The sequence below is a fragment of the Desulfosoma sp. genome, assembly GCA_037481875.1.
Taxonomy (GTDB): domain Bacteria; phylum Desulfobacterota; class Syntrophobacteria; order Syntrophobacterales; family DSM-9756; genus Desulfosoma.
Genome location: JBBFKY010000001.1, coordinates 370442 through 387799 on the forward strand (window position 1 = coordinate 370442; position 17358 = coordinate 387799).

14 protein-coding genes are annotated in these 17358 nt (G+C 53.7%); 8 read left to right on the forward strand and 6 right to left on the reverse strand.

From position 1 onward, the window contains the following. Positions 1–125: 125 nt before the first annotated feature. From WHS46_01655 to WHS46_01675, 5 genes are all read right to left on the reverse strand, one after another. Entirely contained in the window at positions 126–1295 is a 1170-nt protein-coding gene (locus WHS46_01655; protein ID MEJ5347381.1) for an acyl-CoA dehydrogenase family protein, read from the reverse strand. Continuing rightward, the gene (locus tag WHS46_01660; protein ID MEJ5347382.1) at positions 1292–2383 is read right to left on the reverse strand and encodes a hypothetical protein; all 1092 of its coding nucleotides are present in this window, start codon (positions 2381–2383) and stop codon (positions 1292–1294) included. Before WHS46_01660 ends, WHS46_01655 begins: the two co-directional genes overlap by 4 nt. Before the next feature lie 33 nt (positions 2384–2416). Next, positions 2417–2599, reverse strand: coding sequence for a 50S ribosomal protein L32 (gene rpmF / locus WHS46_01665; protein ID MEJ5347383.1), 183 nt, complete (start codon positions 2597–2599; stop codon positions 2417–2419). A gap of 35 nt (positions 2600–2634) precedes the next feature. Beyond that, positions 2635–3165 carry a DUF177 domain-containing protein gene (locus WHS46_01670; GenBank protein MEJ5347384.1) on the reverse strand — a complete coding sequence of 177 codons (531 nt, stop codon included), beginning with the start codon at positions 3163–3165 and terminating at the stop codon, positions 2635–2637. A 559-nt stretch (positions 3166–3724) separates the two neighbouring features. Next, positions 3725–4336 carry a nitroreductase family protein gene (locus WHS46_01675; GenBank protein MEJ5347385.1) on the reverse strand — a complete coding sequence of 204 codons (612 nt, stop codon included), beginning with the start codon at positions 4334–4336 and terminating at the stop codon, positions 3725–3727. A 169-nt stretch (positions 4337–4505) separates the two neighbouring features. On the opposite strand from WHS46_01675, the gene gltX reads away from it, so the two are divergent. Continuing rightward, complete coding sequence (gltX, locus tag WHS46_01680) at positions 4506–5927, forward strand: glutamate--tRNA ligase (protein ID MEJ5347386.1); 1422 nt, start codon at positions 4506–4508, stop codon at positions 5925–5927. A 146-nt stretch (positions 5928–6073) separates the two neighbouring features. After that, positions 6074–8275 (forward strand): cache domain-containing protein, encoded by a 2202-nt coding sequence (locus WHS46_01685; GenBank protein MEJ5347387.1) that lies wholly within the window; start codon positions 6074–6076, stop codon positions 8273–8275. Between the two features lie 236 nt (positions 8276–8511). Here WHS46_01685 and WHS46_01690 read toward each other — a convergent pair whose 3' ends face one another. Beyond that, positions 8512–9510: a TIGR01212 family radical SAM protein gene (locus WHS46_01690; GenBank protein MEJ5347388.1), complete on the reverse strand. Its 999-nt coding sequence runs from the start codon at positions 9508–9510 to the stop codon at positions 8512–8514. Between WHS46_01690 and mnmG the strand changes: the two genes are divergently transcribed. From mnmG to WHS46_01720, 6 genes are all read left to right on the forward strand, one after another. Beyond that, complete coding sequence (mnmG, locus tag WHS46_01695) at positions 9509–11401, forward strand: tRNA uridine-5-carboxymethylaminomethyl(34) synthesis enzyme MnmG (protein MEJ5347389.1); 1893 nt, start codon at positions 9509–9511, stop codon at positions 11399–11401. The genes WHS46_01690 and mnmG overlap by 2 nt on opposite strands. A 202-nt stretch (positions 11402–11603) precedes the next feature. Beyond that, entirely contained in the window at positions 11604–12401 is a 798-nt protein-coding gene (locus WHS46_01700) for an electron transfer flavoprotein subunit beta/FixA family protein (GenBank protein ID MEJ5347390.1), read from the forward strand. Between the two features lie 58 nt (positions 12402–12459). Then, entirely contained in the window at positions 12460–13446 is a 987-nt protein-coding gene (locus WHS46_01705) for an electron transfer flavoprotein subunit alpha/FixB family protein (protein MEJ5347391.1), read from the forward strand. 193 nt (positions 13447–13639) lie between these two features. After that, complete coding sequence (locus WHS46_01710; GenBank protein MEJ5347392.1) at positions 13640–15337, forward strand: long-chain fatty acid--CoA ligase; 1698 nt, start codon at positions 13640–13642, stop codon at positions 15335–15337. Positions 15338–15850: 513 nt separating this feature from the next. Next, positions 15851–16510, forward strand: a complete 660-nt coding sequence (locus WHS46_01715) for a DnaJ domain-containing protein (protein MEJ5347393.1) — start codon at positions 15851–15853, stop codon at positions 16508–16510. A gap of 24 nt (positions 16511–16534) precedes the next feature. After that, a complete protein-coding gene (locus WHS46_01720; GenBank protein MEJ5347394.1) occupies positions 16535–17245 on the forward strand; it encodes a DUF434 domain-containing protein in 711 nt (236 codons plus the stop codon). Positions 17246–17358 lie beyond the last annotated feature (113 nt).

The window sequence follows — 17358 nt, forward strand, 5'->3', positions numbered from 1 at the left end:
TTCTATGGCTGAATCTAAGTTTTAAAACTCCCGTTCGCTTGAGCCGACACATTGGTCCGCCCTGGCAGTGCGAACGGGCTCATGGACGGCCCTGTCCGATAACATCGGCGCATTTCAAACGGGCGCTAAAAAAACGTTTCCTTCATACGGCCATATTCCTTGTTAAGTTCCTGACCGATGATGTTTCTTTGAATTTCGTTGGTGCCTTCGTAAATTTGAAGAATCTTGGCGTCTCGGAACATCTTTTCCACGGGATAGTCGCGCATGTATCCATAACCGCCCAGGATTTGCACGGCTTCGGTGGTCACTTCCATGGCCGCGTCACTGGCGAACACTTTGCACATGGCAGCCACTTTACCGGCATCGGGCGGGTCTGTGTCCAGGTGCCGAGCGGCGCAATAGACCAGAGCACGAGCCGCTTCGGTTTTGATGGCCATGTCCGCCAGCTTGTGTTGGATGGCCTGAAACGTAATGATGGGCTTGCCGAACTGGATGCGTTTTCGCGCGTATTCGACGGCGATGTCTAAAGCGCCTTGAGCCAGTCCCACCCCTAAGGCTCCGATACCCGGTCTGGATTTGTCAAAGGTTTTCATGGCGATGATGAAACCCATGCCTTCCCGGCTGATCAAGCGGTCCTTGGGAATACGGCAATCCTGAAACACCAATTCCCTCGTGGCCGAGGCACGAATTCCCAGCTTTTTTTCCTTTTTTCCGAAAGTAAAACCCGGGTCTCCCTTTTCCACAATGAAAAAGCTGGCGCCTCGAGGACCTTTGGTTTTGTCGGTCACGGCCAAGACACTGTAAATGTCCGCTTCACCCCCGTTCGTAATCCACTGCTTGGTGCCGTTGAGGACATAAAAATCACCGTCTTTGACGGCCGTTGTGCGAACGGCCGTGACATCGCTTCCGGCTCCTGATTCCGTCACCGCAAAGGCCGCAAGCCGTTTCCCGGACGCGATGTCCGGAAGATAAGCGGCTTTTTGGGCTTCCGATCCATAGAGCAAAATGGGATAAGCACCCAAACCGCTTGCGGCAAAGGAAGTGGCTACCCCGATACAGGCTCGAGCCAGTTGCTCCACGGCCAGACAGTTTTCCAAAATACCTCCTCCTAAACCACCGTATTCCTCGGGAATACACACCCCGAAAAGATCCGACTGGGCCAAGACTTTTAAAATCTCCGTGGGGAATTCTTCGGCCTCGTCCAACTGCGCTCGCACAGGCCGAATCTTTTCTCGAGCGATTTGTGCGGCCAATTCTTGAATCATCTTTTGTTCGTCGGTCAAAAAGTAATTCAAGGCTGTCCTCCTTTATCGGTTTCCGGCTTCTTCGTGCCGAAGCGCCATGGTCCCTTGAGACCCGAAAGCATCCATCTCGTGTAATGGCCCCGAACGGCCGTGAGATGCTCCAGAAGTTCCCCATCCTTTTCCATGCTGGGGTAGAGCCCTTGCTCCACCAACTTTTCGGCTTCCAGAATTGCATTGGCGATTTCGTGAGCTTGAGAACGGCCATGGGCGATCAGTACAGGTTTACGCACCCCGAGAAGGGGAGCTGCCCCCATTTCTCTGAAAGCCAGTCGATGAAGCCATTGTGCAGGTGGAGGCGCTTTGGCATCGCCTCTTTGCTTGAGCTCGGGGTCTGAGAATGCTTTGAGGCATTGACGGGCGGCATCGGAGACTCCCTCCAGAAGCTTGAGCAGGGCGTTGCCCACAAACCCGTTGCACACCACCGCGTCTACGGTGCCGTGAAAAAGCGTGTGCGGTTCAACATAACGCACGGGATGGGCGGAGGTTTCTGCAAGAAGTTTCACGGCGCCTTGAATGGCGCGTGGGCCCTTGGTCGGTTCATGTCCAATATTGAGGATGCCGATGCTGGGATCGGGACGACCGCAGGAATGTTTCAGAAAAGAAACCGCCAAAAAGACTGTTTGCGCCAAATGAATGCTGCCGGATTCGCTGTGAGCGCCGGCATCGGCCAAAAGCACGTCAGGGCCAAAGGATGGTAGAAGCACACCTAGAGCCGGCCGTTTGAGTCCAGGAATCAGGCCCAGATGATGCGTTGCCGTGGCCACAATGGCCGAACTGTTGCCGGCGCTGACCACCGCGTCGACGGTAGCGCGTTGCAATTGATCCATGGCCACATAGAGAGAAGAGAGCTTTTTTTTTCGAAGGGCCAGAGGACCGATGTCCCCCATGTCCACAGTTTCCGGAGCATGGAGAATATCGACGGGCGGCGAATGCCGTTCGGAGGCCAAGCATCGATGAAGGCGCTTCTCGTCCCCGACGAGAAGGATTCGCGCATGGGTGCGAGACGACGCCAAGAGCGCACCCTGCACAACCACATCGGGGGCCGTGTCCCCCCCCATGGCATCTACGGCGATGACCATCGGCCCAGCCCTTCAAAGGTCAACGCCCCCGTCTTAGACTTCTTCCGTGACCAAAACCGGCTTGCCTTTGTAATACCCGCACGACGGGCAGATGCGATGCGGCATGCAGGGCTCATGGCATTGGGGGCAGGTGGAAAGGGATGGAGCCGTCAAGTGCAGATGGCTTCGACGTTTGTCTCTTCGCGATTTGGAAGTTCTTCTTTTAGGTACGGCCATGGTTTGGATCTCCTTGTCTATGAGCGTCGAGGCATTCACGGTTTGAGACTTCTGAGGACTTCAAAAGCCGAAAAGGCCTTGGTTTTGGAACACGAACACGTTTCTCTGTTGAGGTTGGCGCCGCAGCCTGGACACAGACCTCGACATGCTTCGGAACATAAGCACCGAATGGGGAGCTCCAAAAACACTTCTTCGGCGATCATTCGGTCCACCTCGATGATCTCCCCATCAAAAAACTCGTATTCCATTTCATCAGGCTCCAGTTCCACCTCTTCCATGCCGGGACCGTGGATTTCATGGAAAAGGAGCACTCGCACGGCGCGCTGCATGGTCGAAGTGTATTCATCGAGGCAGCGATCGCACCTCAGAGCCAAATCCCCCGCAATGGTTCCCGTGACTTCGATGTGGTCGGATTTCTTGTGAATTTCCAGATCCACGTTGAGAGGCCGGGCCAAAGCAAAACCTTTGGGATCGTTGGGGGGCAGCATCCGTTCCAAACGATCCTGGGTCCAATGGACATGAAGCAGGCGCCCTGAATCTGGAATTTCATCCACACGTATCTTCATGCATACCTCTCACGGTCACGAGTAAAGCGTTGAGTATAGGCAGGAACGTCCTTCTGTCAAGCACACTTTGCACGTTTTGAAACCCATGCGTGCTGGAAGTCGGCACATAGGCACGTGGGAAATCCCATAAGCGAACACGGTGCCTCCAGAGGGTAGACAGGGTCGCCTCATGGGCCCGTGGCGCCGCAACGGGGCGCACACGCCGGGGCGCCCCTCCGCGAGGCATCCGTAGGGACGCCCCTAAGTGTCCGTCATGGGAGGTGCGGTGTGGAGCCTGCAAGGAGCACACCCTGGCGCGTGGCCGCACAAAAGGCATGGGCCTGTCGAGGGACACCGATGTGTTCGCCCCAAGACACCCGGCTGCAACGGACACAAGGCTAAAGACCGTGCGGCTTGGGCGTCCCCGGGCGTACCCGCTGCAAAAAAAGAGCGTTTATCTGGCCTCCGACACCGTTGAAAGGCTCAGGGAACAGCAACGGGGGGCACGCACACCAGCGCACCCACGCAAGATTCTTCCATGTGAAGCGTTCGGTTCGAAAACCGCTGCTTAAGCGAACCCTTACCGTAAAATGAAAACCTCTTCAAAGGATCGTCGCATTCCTCGAGGCAACAAAGGTGCGTCGGGGCGCTTTCGGCCGATGGCAATGAGCATGACCGGGACATACTTGGGGTCCAGGCCGAAAAGTTTTTGCACGCCTTCCACGTCAAAACCGTCCATGGGATGTGTGTCCCAACCCTGGTCCAAGGCCGCCAACATAAAGTTCATGGCGAATAACCCCACATTTCGAGAGGCGTAGCCCAAAGCGCGTTCACCTCCGTAGAGCTGTTGCATTATCGCCGTGACCTGAGGGACCGCTTCCGCTTTTAGGTATCCTTTGGTGACTCGGTCGTCTAACACATCCTGGCATTCTAGAAACTGCTGGGTGTTGCCAAAAAGAACCAGCACGGCGGAAGCCTCCGTCACCTTGGGCTGGTTCATGGCGACAGCCCTCAGTTTCTCTTTTTCTTCCTTAGAAAGGACGGCCACCACCTTCCAAGGTTGTAGGTTAAAGGAAGAGGGCGCTAGCTTTGCTGCATCGTAGATCTTTTGAAGATCCGAGGCCGTGATGGTTACAGAGGGATCAAAAAAATTGACCGAGCGTCTCTTTTCATTCAGGGCACTCCATTCCATGTTCCGCTCCTTCCTTGTTTTCGTTCTTGGTGAGGCGATCCCGGGCGTCTTGAGATCCTCCTGGCTTTGTGTTAAGCGATAACCTGGTTTCAATGACCAAATGATAGCGCATAATGAAAAAAACGACATGCTGCAGTCGATCAAAAACAACTCAGGAGATCTCCCGTCCATGGACACCGTGATCACGCGATTTGCTCCAAGCCCCACAGGTTACCTCCACATTGGAGGCGCTCGCACGGCTCTCTTCAACTGGCTTTTTGCCCGCCACCATGGTGGGATCTTCATTTTGCGCATCGAAGATACGGATTTGGAAAGATCCACGGAAGAATCCATTCAAGCCATCTTAAATGCCATGGAATGGCTCGGAATGGATTGGGATCAAGGCCCTTTTTACCAAACTCAGCGCATGGCATACTACCGACAGTATTTGCAAAAGCTCTTGGACACAGGGCATGCTTACTATTGCGAATGTTCCGCCGAAGATGTGGAAAAACGCCGCCAAGAAGCCCTCAGGGCTGGAAAAAAACCCAAGTATGACGGTCGATGCCGAGACAAAAATTTGGGGCCTGGACCCGGTCGGGTTGTTCGCTTTCGATGCCCTCAAGTGGGCACCACGGTGCTTCCTGACTTGATTAAGGGACCCATTGAGTTTGACAACGCGGAACTGGACGATTTGGTCCTTTTTCGAAGTGACGGCATGCCCACATATAATTTTGCCGTGGTCGTCGACGATGTGTCCATGGGAATCACCCATGTCATTCGAGGAGACGACCATGTGAACAATACACCGAGGCAAATTTTGCTCTACCAGGCGCTGGGAGCTCCCCTACCCCGATTCGCTCATGTGCCCATGATTTTGGGTCAGGATCGCACAAGGCTTTCCAAACGCCATGGGGCCACATCGGTCATGGCTTACAAAGAGATGGGGTTTCTTCCCGAAGCCCTGGTGAACTACCTGGTTCGCCTCGGATGGTCTTACGGAGACCAGGAAATTTTCAGCCGACAGGAGCTTATCGAAAAATTCGATCTGGATCGCGTGGGATCTTCGGCCAGCGTTTTCGATATGGAAAAGCTTCTGTGGCTGAACGCCCATTATCTTCGAGAAAAACCGGCTTCGGAAATTCGAACTCTTCTTCGCCCCTTTCTTCAAGAACTTCATCTGCCCGACAAAGACGATGCTTTTCTTGAAAAGGCCGTGGCGACACTTCAACCTCGTTCGCGCACCCTAAAGGAATTGGCCGAGGGACTACGTTTTTACCTTGTGGATGAAGTCGCTTACGATGAACAGGCTGCTCGAAAGTTTCTTACCCCGGACATGGCACGTCCCCTGAGACTTCTCATGGAACGGTTGCGGGCATTGGACCGATTTTCTGAAGATTCCGTGGAAAAGATTTTCAGGGAATTGGCCGAGGAAATGGGTGTGAAACTGGGAAAAATCGCTCAGCCGGTGCGTGTCGCCCTAACGGGCGTAACGGCGAGCCCTGGGCTTTTCGAGATCATGGATATTTTAGGAAAAGATGCCGTGTTGGACCGCTTGCAAAGAGCCTGCGCTTACATCGAAGCCTTGAACGACAAGGCGCAATCTTCCTGAATCCGGGTCGAGTTGCGCGTGAGGTGTGAGAAGGCATGGAGGGCTCGCACGTTTTTGTTTCCTATGTCTATGGATGAGGATGGCGCCCGCACATATCGCGGCTTCGGGCGACCGACGTGGGGAATACGAATAAGGAATCCTGGGCCTTGAAGCAACTGAGAAGTTTGCCCCTGCGTTATCGTCTCATTGTGCCTTTTATTGTCCTCGCCTTTTTCGGCACCTGTTCTCTTGTCTGGCTTGCCATTCTCAGCCAAAACACCCTTATTCAGCGTCAAGAACAGCAACGGCTCGAGAGTTTCTACAAAACCTTTCTTCATACACTGGAATTGCGAGGGCAATGGGCGGTCTCTTTGGCTTCCGGTTTTGCTCGAAACCCGGAAATCGCCAAAGCTCTCGCAGACAGGGACCGGCTACGACTCCTTCAATTGTGCTATCCAGCCTACGAATTCATGAGGCGCCATTACGGTATTCACCAGTTCCATTTTGAAATTCCTCCTGGGCGCTCTTTCCTGCGTTTGCATAGGCTATATCAATTCGGTGATGAGCTTTGGACCTATCGAAAGCAGATTCAGAATGTTCTCAGAGATGGCCGAGAGGTCTATGGGCTGGAGTTGGGAGCCACTGGGTATGGCATTCGCGGGGTGGTGCCTGTCTATTGGCAGGAACAGCTGGTTGGCCTCTTGGAAGTTGGCTTTTCCCTCAGCGAAAAGATTCTGGAGCCCATGCGGCTTCACGGTGATGTGGATGTGACCATCCTATCGCCGCACGAAGGGAGGCCCGAAGAATTTCAAGTGGTGGCCTCCACTTTGCCCGAACCTATTGAAAGACCTCATGGAACTTATAGCGCTGTGTATGAATCGGGCGCTCCTCGGTACATCAACACGAAGGTAGGAAATCGACCGTACGCTTTCCTCGTGCACACTGTGACCAACTATCGAGGAGATCCGGCAGCGCTGGTGGAAGTGGGAGTGGACCGCTCTGACGCTTTGACCTTGACGGTTCGCTACCGTCGTTGGATGCTCGGCCTAGGCATCCTCGGCATGATCCTTTCGGTAGGGGCCATCTATGTCATTGTGCACATCTTTACTCGCCCCATTGACCGTATGATCGCCTTTGCTCGAGAAATCGCCATGGGTCGCGCTGTCAGGCCCTTGGAAGTGCGACCTTCCGGAGAACTGGGCACCCTGGCTGACGCTTTGGATGAAATGCTGGGGTCCATGGAAATGTCCCGGGAACAGATCAAACTGTATGCCGCCACCTTGGAAGAAAAGGTTCAGGCTCGGACGCGGGAGCTTCGGGAATCCGAAGAAAAGTATCGCACCCTGGTGGAACGGGTGCCTCTGGTGGTGTATCGTTTGGACAAAGACGGAAACATGGTTTTCGTCAATCGTTTCGTGGAAGAACTGCTCGGCATGTCTCAGGCGGAAATTTTGGAAAGGCCTCGTTTTTGGAAAGAGAAAGTCTGGTTCGAAGACCGTGACCGCATCTGGCCTCTCATGGATCAGTGCTTAAGGGAAGGCCGAGAATTTCGCGAAGAATATCGCTTGCGTCATCGAAACGGTCAACCCATCTATGTCCTGGATCATGCTTTGCCGGCTCTTGATGCGGAAGGCAAGGTTCAAATGGTGGACGGCTTTTTGGTGGATGTGACGGAACGGCACGCCCTTCAGCAACAAATCATTCAAACGGAAGAGCTGAGAACCTTGAGCGAGATCTCCGCTCGCTTGGCTCATGAAATCCGTAATCCTATTGCGGTGGCGGGAGGATTTGCCCGTCGTCTTCTGACTCGCCTGCCCGAAGACGATCCTCATCGACAAAAGGTTCAGATTATCCTCAAAGAAATGGCACGGCTGGAAAGCATTTTGGAAAGGATTCAAGAGTATCTGAAGCCTGTGGTCGTGGTTCCCGTCAAAAGCGATTTCAACACCTTGGTCACTGAAGTCATCAAGGATCTTACACCGCGCCTTCAAGCCCAGGCTGTACGGTGGGAAACGCACCTCCAGCCGGATTTGCCCTTACTGATGTTAGACCGGGACCTGATCAAGAAATCTTTACATGTCCTGGTGGAAGCCCTTTTGAGTTATTGTCCTGAAGACGGAGGCACCCTGAAGATTTCTTCCAGCTCGGGGCTCAACAGTGTCCTCTTTGAAGTGAAAGCCTGTGGTTTGCATGTTTCCGACGATGATATCGAACATTTCTTCTACCCTTTTACCAGTCGCGTGGATGAGTCCCGCTTGCTGGATCTTCCACTGGCCAAAATGATTCTTCACCGGCATCGCTGTCTTGTGCGGCTGCAACGCAAGGGAGAAAGAGAATTGCTTCTGACGGTGACTTTTCCAGTTTGCTGAGATGATCCATGCAGAGGTGCCGGCGCTTCCTTGGGTTGGCGAAAAAGTAGGGGCGAGCGGCGGCTCGCCCCTCCTGGAATTCAGGCCGTAAAGCGGCCATACCAAGGTGTTTCAAGGCATTTCAAGGTAGGGGCGAGGCGGCGGTTCGCCCCTGCAGACCTGAAACCATGTCTTTCGTTGAGGACACGGGCTTCGGACCCGCATGTTGTGCGTTGACTTTCAATGGTGACGTATCCTTACGGTCTGCAAAATTTTCCCTGAAAGAGTTGTTCCCGCCCCATGTAAGCCAAGAGAGCTTGAATGTTTTTTTGTTTTTCCAAAGCCCACTGGGGGGCGACCAGCTCATCCGGATGGGGATCTCCTGTTACCCTCTGAACAATCACATGGGGAGGAAGATGTGCCAAAAATGCCGCACAGGCTTTCACGTAATCCTCTCTTGTCAGACATCGATAACGTCCCTGCCGATACAAGCTTTCGAGAAGCGTTCCACGAACCACATAGAGCACATGAATCTTCACCCCTTGGATATCCAAACGGCTGAGAAAAGTCGCCGTCTCGATCATGTGTTCCAAGGTTTCGTCAGGAAGTCCAAGGATCACATGCACACAGACGGGTAATCCTCGAGCGCGGGTCCTTTTCACTGCGTCCACGAAACAGGCCACATTATGGCCGCGCCGAATACGTTCCAGTGTCTTGTCATGGGCCGATTGCAGGCCGTATTCCAGCCATACGAGATAGATTTGTGAAAGCGATTGGAGGTAGTCCAGGATCGAATCCGGAACACAGTCGGGCCGAGTGCCGATGCTGAGCCCGACCACATCGGGGTCGCTTAGAGCCTCTTCATAGAGTTGGCGAAGCTTTTCCAAGGGAGCGTAAGTATTGGTGAACGATTGAAAATAGGCTAAAAATTTCTTGGCCTTGTATCGTGACGCAAGATAAGATTTGGCGGCTCGAATCTGGTCCTGAATGGATAGACCTTGATGAAAAGCGCCGGTACCCGAACCGCGAGGGTTGCAATAGATGCAGCCGCCGGTTCCTCGAGTGCCGTCACGGTTGGGGCAGGTGAGTCCTGCATCCAGGCTGATCTTGTGCACGCGGCACTGAAAGAGACTTCGCAGATAACTGTTGTAGTCGCGGTAGGGCAAGGCGCTGTCAAACATGGAATGCCAAGGTCCTCCATGATCGGGAAAGATCACGTGAGAAGTATACAAGAGTTCAGAAGGATAGACCACCATGAGTTCCACCTATGATGTGATCGTCGTCGGGGCCGGCCACGCGGGATGCGAAGCCGCCATCGCTTCCGCCCGCATGGGATGCCGTACCCTTCTCCTTAGCCTTTATTTGGACACCGTGGCCCATATGCCCTGTTCACCTTCCGTTGGAGGTATCGGCAAAGGGCATCTGGTGAAAGAAGTGGACGCTCTGGGCGGGGTCATGGCCAGAGTGACCGACCAAACCGCCATTCAGTTTCGGCGGCTTAACACCAAGAAAGGTCCGGCTGTTCGAGGCACTCGCACGCAAAACGATAAGGTGCGCTATCGCACCGTCATGAAACACGAAATCGAAAAGACACCAAACCTGGAACTCAAGCAAAGCCTTGTGGAATCTCTGGTTGTGGAAGGAGGCCGCGTCGTCGGTGTTATGGATCAGCTGGGAGTTTTTCACGCCGGAGGTTGCGTGGTATTGGCTACCGGGACCTTTCTTCACGGCCTTATCCATATCGGTACGGCACACATTCCCGCCGGCCGTGCCTGGGAACTCCCCTCCATCGCCCTGGCCGACCAGCTCAAAAACTTGGGGTTTCAACTGGGTCGCATGAAAACCGGGACTCCTGCACGTCTTCATCGACGTTCCATCGATTTCAGTTGTTTTCGAGAACAACCCGGAGACACCGATCCTCGACCTTTTTCTCTCTTCACCGAGCGCATTGAGCTGCCTCAAGTGTCTTGCCATCTGGGACACACACACCCTCGCACACACGAAATCGTGCGCCGCCACATTCATCTTTCCCCACTCTATAACGGCACCATCAAGGGAGTTTCCGCTCGTTATTGCCCGTCCCTGGAAGACAAGGTCATGAAATTTCCTCACAAGGAAGAACACCAGATCATTCTGGAACCGGAAGGCTTGGACACCGAAGAAATCTATGCCAGCGGGACCGGCAACTCCTTGCCCTACGAAGTGCAGTTGACCCTGATTCGAAGTATTCCCGGCTTGGAACAGGCGGAAGTCATGAGACCGGCTTACGCCATCGAATACGATTTCGTCCAGCCGACCCAACTCAAGCGGACTCTGGAAACCAAATTGGTGGCGGGACTCTTTATGGCCGGACAAATCAACGGCACTTCCGGCTACGAAGAAGCGGCGGCTCAAGGCTTGTGGGCAGGTATTAACGCAGCCCTCAAGGCCCAAGGGCGTCCACCCTTCATTCTGGACCGTTCCCAAGCCTACATGGGGGTCATGGTGGATGACCTGGTCACCCGCGGCACCAATGAACCTTATCGCATTTTTACGTCCAGAGCCGAATACAGGCTCTGGCTTCGAGAAGACAACGCTGATCTTCGACTTCTGGAGTTGGGCTACCAGTTGGGTCTTCATTCCCGGGACACCTATGAGGAGCTTGTTGACCGAAGGCATGCCATCGAAGAGGAACTGAAACGGTTGCGAGACCATAGAGTGTTTCCATCTGCGGAAGTGAACGCCTACTTGGCGTCTAAAGGTAGCACGCCCCTGGAGGAGCCCTTGAGCCTGGATCGGCTCTTGAAAAGACCGGAACTTACTTACGACGATGTGGCCCATTTGGCGCCGCCTTCAGAACCCCTTCCGGAGCGTGTTCGAGAACAGGTGGAAGTGGAATGCAAGTATGAAGGATACTTGCAGCGGCAACAAAAAGAGATGCACAAATTTCGGAACCTGGAAAAAATGCGTATTCCTGATGATTTTTCTTACGAACGGATCCCGGGGCTTTCCCATGAAATAAGACAAAAACTCACGGCCGTGCGCCCGGAGAATTTGGGCCAGGCTTCCCGCATTCCCGGCATGACGCCGGCGGCTCTGTCTGTGCTGATGGTCTACCTCAAACGACATCCATCTGAAAAGGCACCGGCTCTGGCCGTTCATGAATGAATTGTCATTCATTTTTTTCTTGGCTTTTGGGGGTCGGTTCGTGTAAGGTGCGAGCCTGTGATTTTTTGAGTTGACAATTCTTTGTAAAAGGACGGTGTTTTAGCCGTCGACTGTTTTCAGGCAGGGTTTTGTCGTCCGAAGGCAGGCGGGCGACGTTGTGCAGGATGAAGCGGCAAGTGACAAAGTAAAAGGAGGACAGGTCGTGAACATTGTGGTGCTTCTCAAGCAAACGCCGGACACGGAATCGGTTATTCGCATCGCTCCGGACGGACAATCCATCGTCACGCAGGATCTCAAATGGATCATCAACCCTTATGATGAATTTGCCGTAGAAGCCGCGCTTCGGCTCAAGGAAAAGCATGGCGGTACGGTGACCATCGTCAGTTGGGGCCCGCAGCGCGTGGTGGAATCCATTCGAACGGCTCTGGCCATGGGAGCGGACAAAGGGATCCTTTTGGAGGACGACGCTTTAGACGGCGGTGACAGTCTGGGGGTGGCTCGAGCCTTGGCGGCGATCGTGCAAGGCTTGCAGCCGGACATCGTTTTGTGCGGCTCTCGGGCCGTGGACTACGATTTGGCCCAAAGAGGCCCCATGGTGGCGGAGCTTTTAGGCTGGCCGCATCTGGGGTTGGCGGTTTCTTTGGAATCGGACGGTTCTTCGGTGACCATTGAACGTCCCATCGAAGGTGGCAAGGTGACCTTGCAGGCGACGCTTCCGGCTTTGGTGACCATGGGTGGCTCCCATGCCGTCTGGAATCCTCGTTACGCGTCTCTTCCCGGCATCATGAAGGCCAAGAAGAAGCCTTTGGAGATGAAAAAACTTGCCGATTTGGGTTTGAGTGCCGAGGAATGTGGATCCCAGGCCGCCAAGATTCGCATAGTGTCTTTGGAGATGCCTCCGGAGCGCAAGCCGGGTCGCATCATCGACGACGGGTTGGATACGGAAGGCAAAGCCGCGGCTTTGGTCAAGGCACTGCATGAAGAAGCGAAGGTGATTTAGGTAAGGGCTTGAAAATCCAACAGAAGTTCAACGCCATGGGAGCGTAAGGAGATAGAAAATGGCCGATTGTGTTGTATCGATTGCCGAATTTCGTTCAGGGAATTTCCGGCGTGTTTCTTTTGAAGTGGCCAGCGAGGCGCGAAAGGTGGCCGATGCTTTGAATCTGCCTCTTTACGGCATTGCCGTGGGATCCGGTGTGAGCGATAAAGCTGTGGAGTTGGGCTATTATGGCGTGGATAAGGTGTTTGTGGCAGATGATCCCGCGTTGGAACATTATGTGCCGGAAATCTACGTGCCGGTGGTGGCTTCTTTGATCGAACAATGGAATCCGGCAGCGGTGTTGTTGCCGGCTTCAGTGGACGGCAAAGATCTGAGCGCTCGGCTGGCGGCCAGGTTACAGACGGGATTGGCTCAAGACTGTATTCAAGTGGTGTGTGAAGACGGCGTCATCAAGGCCAAGCGACCTATCTTTGCCGGTAAATGTTTGGCCTGGTGTGAGTGGGCTGAAGGGGCCTTGCCCATGATTTCATGCCGTCCCAATGTCATGGATTGCAAGGCGGCGGATGCCACACGGCAGGCTCAAGTGGAAAAAGTGACAGCGACTCTTCCGGAATCCCGCTCACGAGCCTTGGGTGTAGAACTGGATACTACGGGTAAGGTGGAACTGACGGAAGCGGAAATCATCGTCTCAGGCGGCCGTGGGATGAAGGCTGCGGAAAACTTTGCCATTTTGGAAGCACTGGCCAAGGAACTCGGGGCCGCGGTGGGAGCTTCACGAGCCGCGGTGGATGCCGGCTGGCGGCCTCATTCCGATCAGGTGGGCCAGACGGGCAAAGTGGTCAACCCGAATCTGTACATCGCGGTGGGTATTTCCGGGGCCATTCAACACCTGGCCGGCATGGGATCTTCCAAGTACATCGTGGCGATCAACAAGGATCCGGAAGCCCCCATTTTCACCAAAGCCGACTACGGTATCGTGGAAGACCTGTTCAAGTTTATTCCGGCCTTTACGGAAGAAGTACGCAAGTTGAAGAGCACCTGTTAAGAGAAGCCTTGGTGTCGAGACAGGGCGCGGCCACGTTTCGACACCGAGAGCAAACGCTTGAGTGTTGTATGGTCGAGTGTGTGCAAACGCCCCGGCCCACGTGCTGCTGCCTTGAAACGTTTCGGAGGGGGAAATCGTCGGGTCAAGGGGAAGGTCGGCGTAGTGAGGGTAGGGGACATGGAGGAGGACGTGCATGGATCGCCCGTGGCTTAAACATTACAACAGCAGGGTGCCTCAGGAAATCGAGTTTCCCAATTGGTCGCTGCCGGTCCTGGTGTCTCGGACGGCGGAAAAGTATGCCGCAAATACGGCGACGGAATTTTTCGGCGCCAAATTGACTTACAAGCAGTTTTGGGATCAGGTGCTGCGTTTGGCCGAGGCTCTCAAGAACATGGGGGTGGGCAAAGGGACACGGGTGGCCATCATGCTTCCTAATTGTCCTCAGACCATGATCGCCTACTATGCCACCTTGTGGTTAGGCGGCGTGGGGGTCATGACCAATCCCATGTACGTGGAACGGGAAATGGAGCACCAATGGAACGATTCAGGGGCCGAGGTGCTTTTTGTTTTGGACCACCTTTTCCCCAAGGTGGAAAAAGTTTTGGGAGCCACCAAAATCCACACGGTGGTGGTGACCAGCCTTCGAGAGTATTTGCCTTTCCTTTTCAAGTACCTATATCCCATCAAAGCCAAGAAGCAGAATCTTTTCATGGCGGTTCCCTACGATGGCCGTCGCATCGTGAATTTTTCTCATCTGATCTCAAAGAACGCCCCTGTGACGGACGCCTGTCAAGCCGAATTGGATGATCTCGCCCTGCTGCAGTACACGGGTGGAACCACGGGTGTATCCAAAGGGGTTATGCTGAGCCATCGCAACATTCTGGCCAATGTGCTTCAAGTCGCTGCCTGGTTTCCTGATTTTCGGTGGGGTCGGGAAAGGCTCATAGCGATTCTTCCTTTCTTTCACGTTTTCGGCATGACGGTTTGTATGAATTTTTCCCTTTATGGGGGCTGCACGACCATTGTGGTTCCCAAGTTCGATGCCGATGAATTTCTGAAACTTCTTCACAAGAGCAAGCCCACTTTGTTCCCGGGAGTTCCGACCATTTACGTGGCCTTGATCAATCACCCCAAGGTCAAGGACTACGACCTGTCTTCCATTCGGTTTTGCATCACAGGTTCCGCGCCCATGCCTGTGGAGGTGTTGAAGAAATTCGAGGAAATGACGGGGTGCATCATTGTGGAGGGTTACGGGCTTTCAGAAGCAAGCCCGGTCACTCATGTGAATCCCATCAGCGGCATGAGAAAACCTGGTTCCATCGGGATTCCTGTATCGAGCACCGATGCACGGATTGTCAGCTTGGAAGACGGAGTGAGCGAAGCCCCCGTAGGGCAGCCCGGGGAGCTGGTGGTGAAGGGTCCTCAGGTGATGATGGGTTACTGGAACATGCCGGAAGAGACCGCTTCAACCCTACGCGATGACTGGCTCTACACCGGGGACATCGCCACGATGGATGATGACGGTTACTTTTTCATCGTGGATCGCAAGAAAGACATGATCATTTCTGGAGGCTACAATATTTATCCTCGTGAAATCGACGAGGTTTTGTACACCCATCCGAAGGTTTTGGATGCCGTCGCCGTAGGTGTACCGGATCCCTACCGAGGGGAAGCGGTCAAGGCTTTTGTGGTGCCCAAACCCGGCGAAACGGTGACGGAAGAGGAAATTATTCAGTTTTGCAAATCCAAGCTGGCAGCTTACAAGGTGCCCAAAGCCGTGGAGATTCGAGAATCGTTACCCAAGACCATGGTAGGCAAGATCTTACGAAAGGAATTGAGAGCGGAAGAATTGCGCAAAGCCCAACAGAAGGCCTCTTCAACCAACCCATAATGTCGATTCTTGTAGGGGCGGACCCATGTGTCCGCCCCATAATCACCTGTGAAACGGATCCCTTTACCGCTCACATTCTTGGATCAACCGAGACAATGCTTCACCCCTCAATGACTCAATGACTCAATGACTCAATGACTCAACGACTCAAAGACTCAAAGACTCAAAGACTCAAAGACTCAACGACTCAACGACTCAACGACTCAACGACTCAACGACTCAATGACTCAACGACTCAATGACTCAATGACTCAATGACTCGATGACTCAATGACTCAATGACTCAACGACTCAACGACTCAACGAGTCAATGACTCAATGACTCAATGACTCAATGACTCAATGACTCAACGACTCAACGACTCAATGACTCAATGACTTAACTCACACCCTTGGTCAACCGAAACCGTGCTTCACCCTTCTTTTTTTGCTACAATAATCGATACCCGAAGCCGTCATGGCTTGAGAACTTGAAATCCTATCAAGTCGACGTGTGGGCGGAGGTTTCAGCCCATGGGACGCAAGGATTACTATCGCATTCTTGGAGTTTCCAGAGACGCTTCCAGGGAGGACATTCGAAAAGCTTACCGAGAACTGGTTCGAAGACATCATCCTGACCGAAACGAAGGGGATGCAGCCTGCGAAGAAAGATTGAAGGAAATCAACGAAGCCTATTCAGTTTTGGGAGATCCCGAAAAAAAGAAAGCCTATGATGCCGAACCCAGGAGATTCTCGCCGAGCGCCGTGAGGTCTTCTCAAGTTTTTTGCCCTTATGAAACCCAGAGGCCTTCATTTCCACTGAGCCCTTTAGACGGCTTTCTTACATGGATCCGCGAGCACTTATTGGCGGACGATTTTTCTTTTGAGGATCCATGGTTACGGTCTGAATTGGACGTCGGGGAGCGGGTGCCTTTTTCCTCGAAGAAATCTGCGGGAATAAAAGGCCCTTCGCTGGAAGTGCACATCGAGGTTTCCAGATCGCGCTTGGCTCAGGGTGAAAATCGTTGGGTCACTTATCGTGTTGGAAAGCGCCTGGAACAGGTTTTCGTGAGAATCCCGCCCAATGTCAGTGACGGGGCGCGCCTTCGCATGGCCGGCCGCGGGGGAGATTCCCCGTATGGGGGGCCACCCGGTGACCTTTACGTCATCGTTCACCTAGTCCCTGAAAGTTAACTTTTTCCGTATGGGACTTCTCACATGCCGAGGCCAGGGCAGATGCATGCGGACGAAAAAATTTACCGAGCCGCAGGCGATTTTCTTCTTTTCCAGGACCTAGGGTACCCTCGGGAAGCCGCTTTGCAATGGGTGGGAAATCATTTCGCGTTGGTGCGCGTCCATCGAGACATCCTTTGGCGTGGTGTGTTTTCGCGTAAGAGCGCGGCCCGAAGGCTGGCGAAACGGGTATGTGGGGCTCGATGGCGCCGCTTCCCCTTATGGGTGGACGGCCACAATGTGCACATCACCGTGGAAAGCCTTCTTCTTCAAAGACCAATGGTTCTGGCCAATGATGGAGCTTTGCGCGACGTGGCGGCCCTGTCTCGAAACTATCGCCTGTCCCAGATCACGGACACGGCTGTGGATTTAGTATGCAGGTTCTTGCAGGCGTTTGCGCCCTTGGAGGTTCACTTTCGGTTTGATGCTCCCTTGAGCCGAAGCGGCGAATTGGCGGCTCGTTACAGGGAAAGCCTTCAAAGGCATGGCCTTCAGGGTGATGCGTGGGCTGTGCCGGTCCCGGAAAAAGATTTTCCCCTTTCCAAGGCAGTTATTGCCTCCAGCGATCATGTGGTGTTGGAAACCTGCATGTTGTGGATCGATCTTGCTCGATGGCTGATGGATTTTATGAAACTTCCCTTTTCCGGCTATGATTTTCGAGTCCTCAATGGCATGCATCAGACTGCCTGGGAATGAGCCAATTCAAGGCTTTCAAAAGGCCTTGGAATTCGAGGGAGGGTTTTCTCAGCGTTTCGCCATTGAACCCTTAGGGGCGGAAAGATGTATCCGCACCGTTTTCGCCTCTTGGA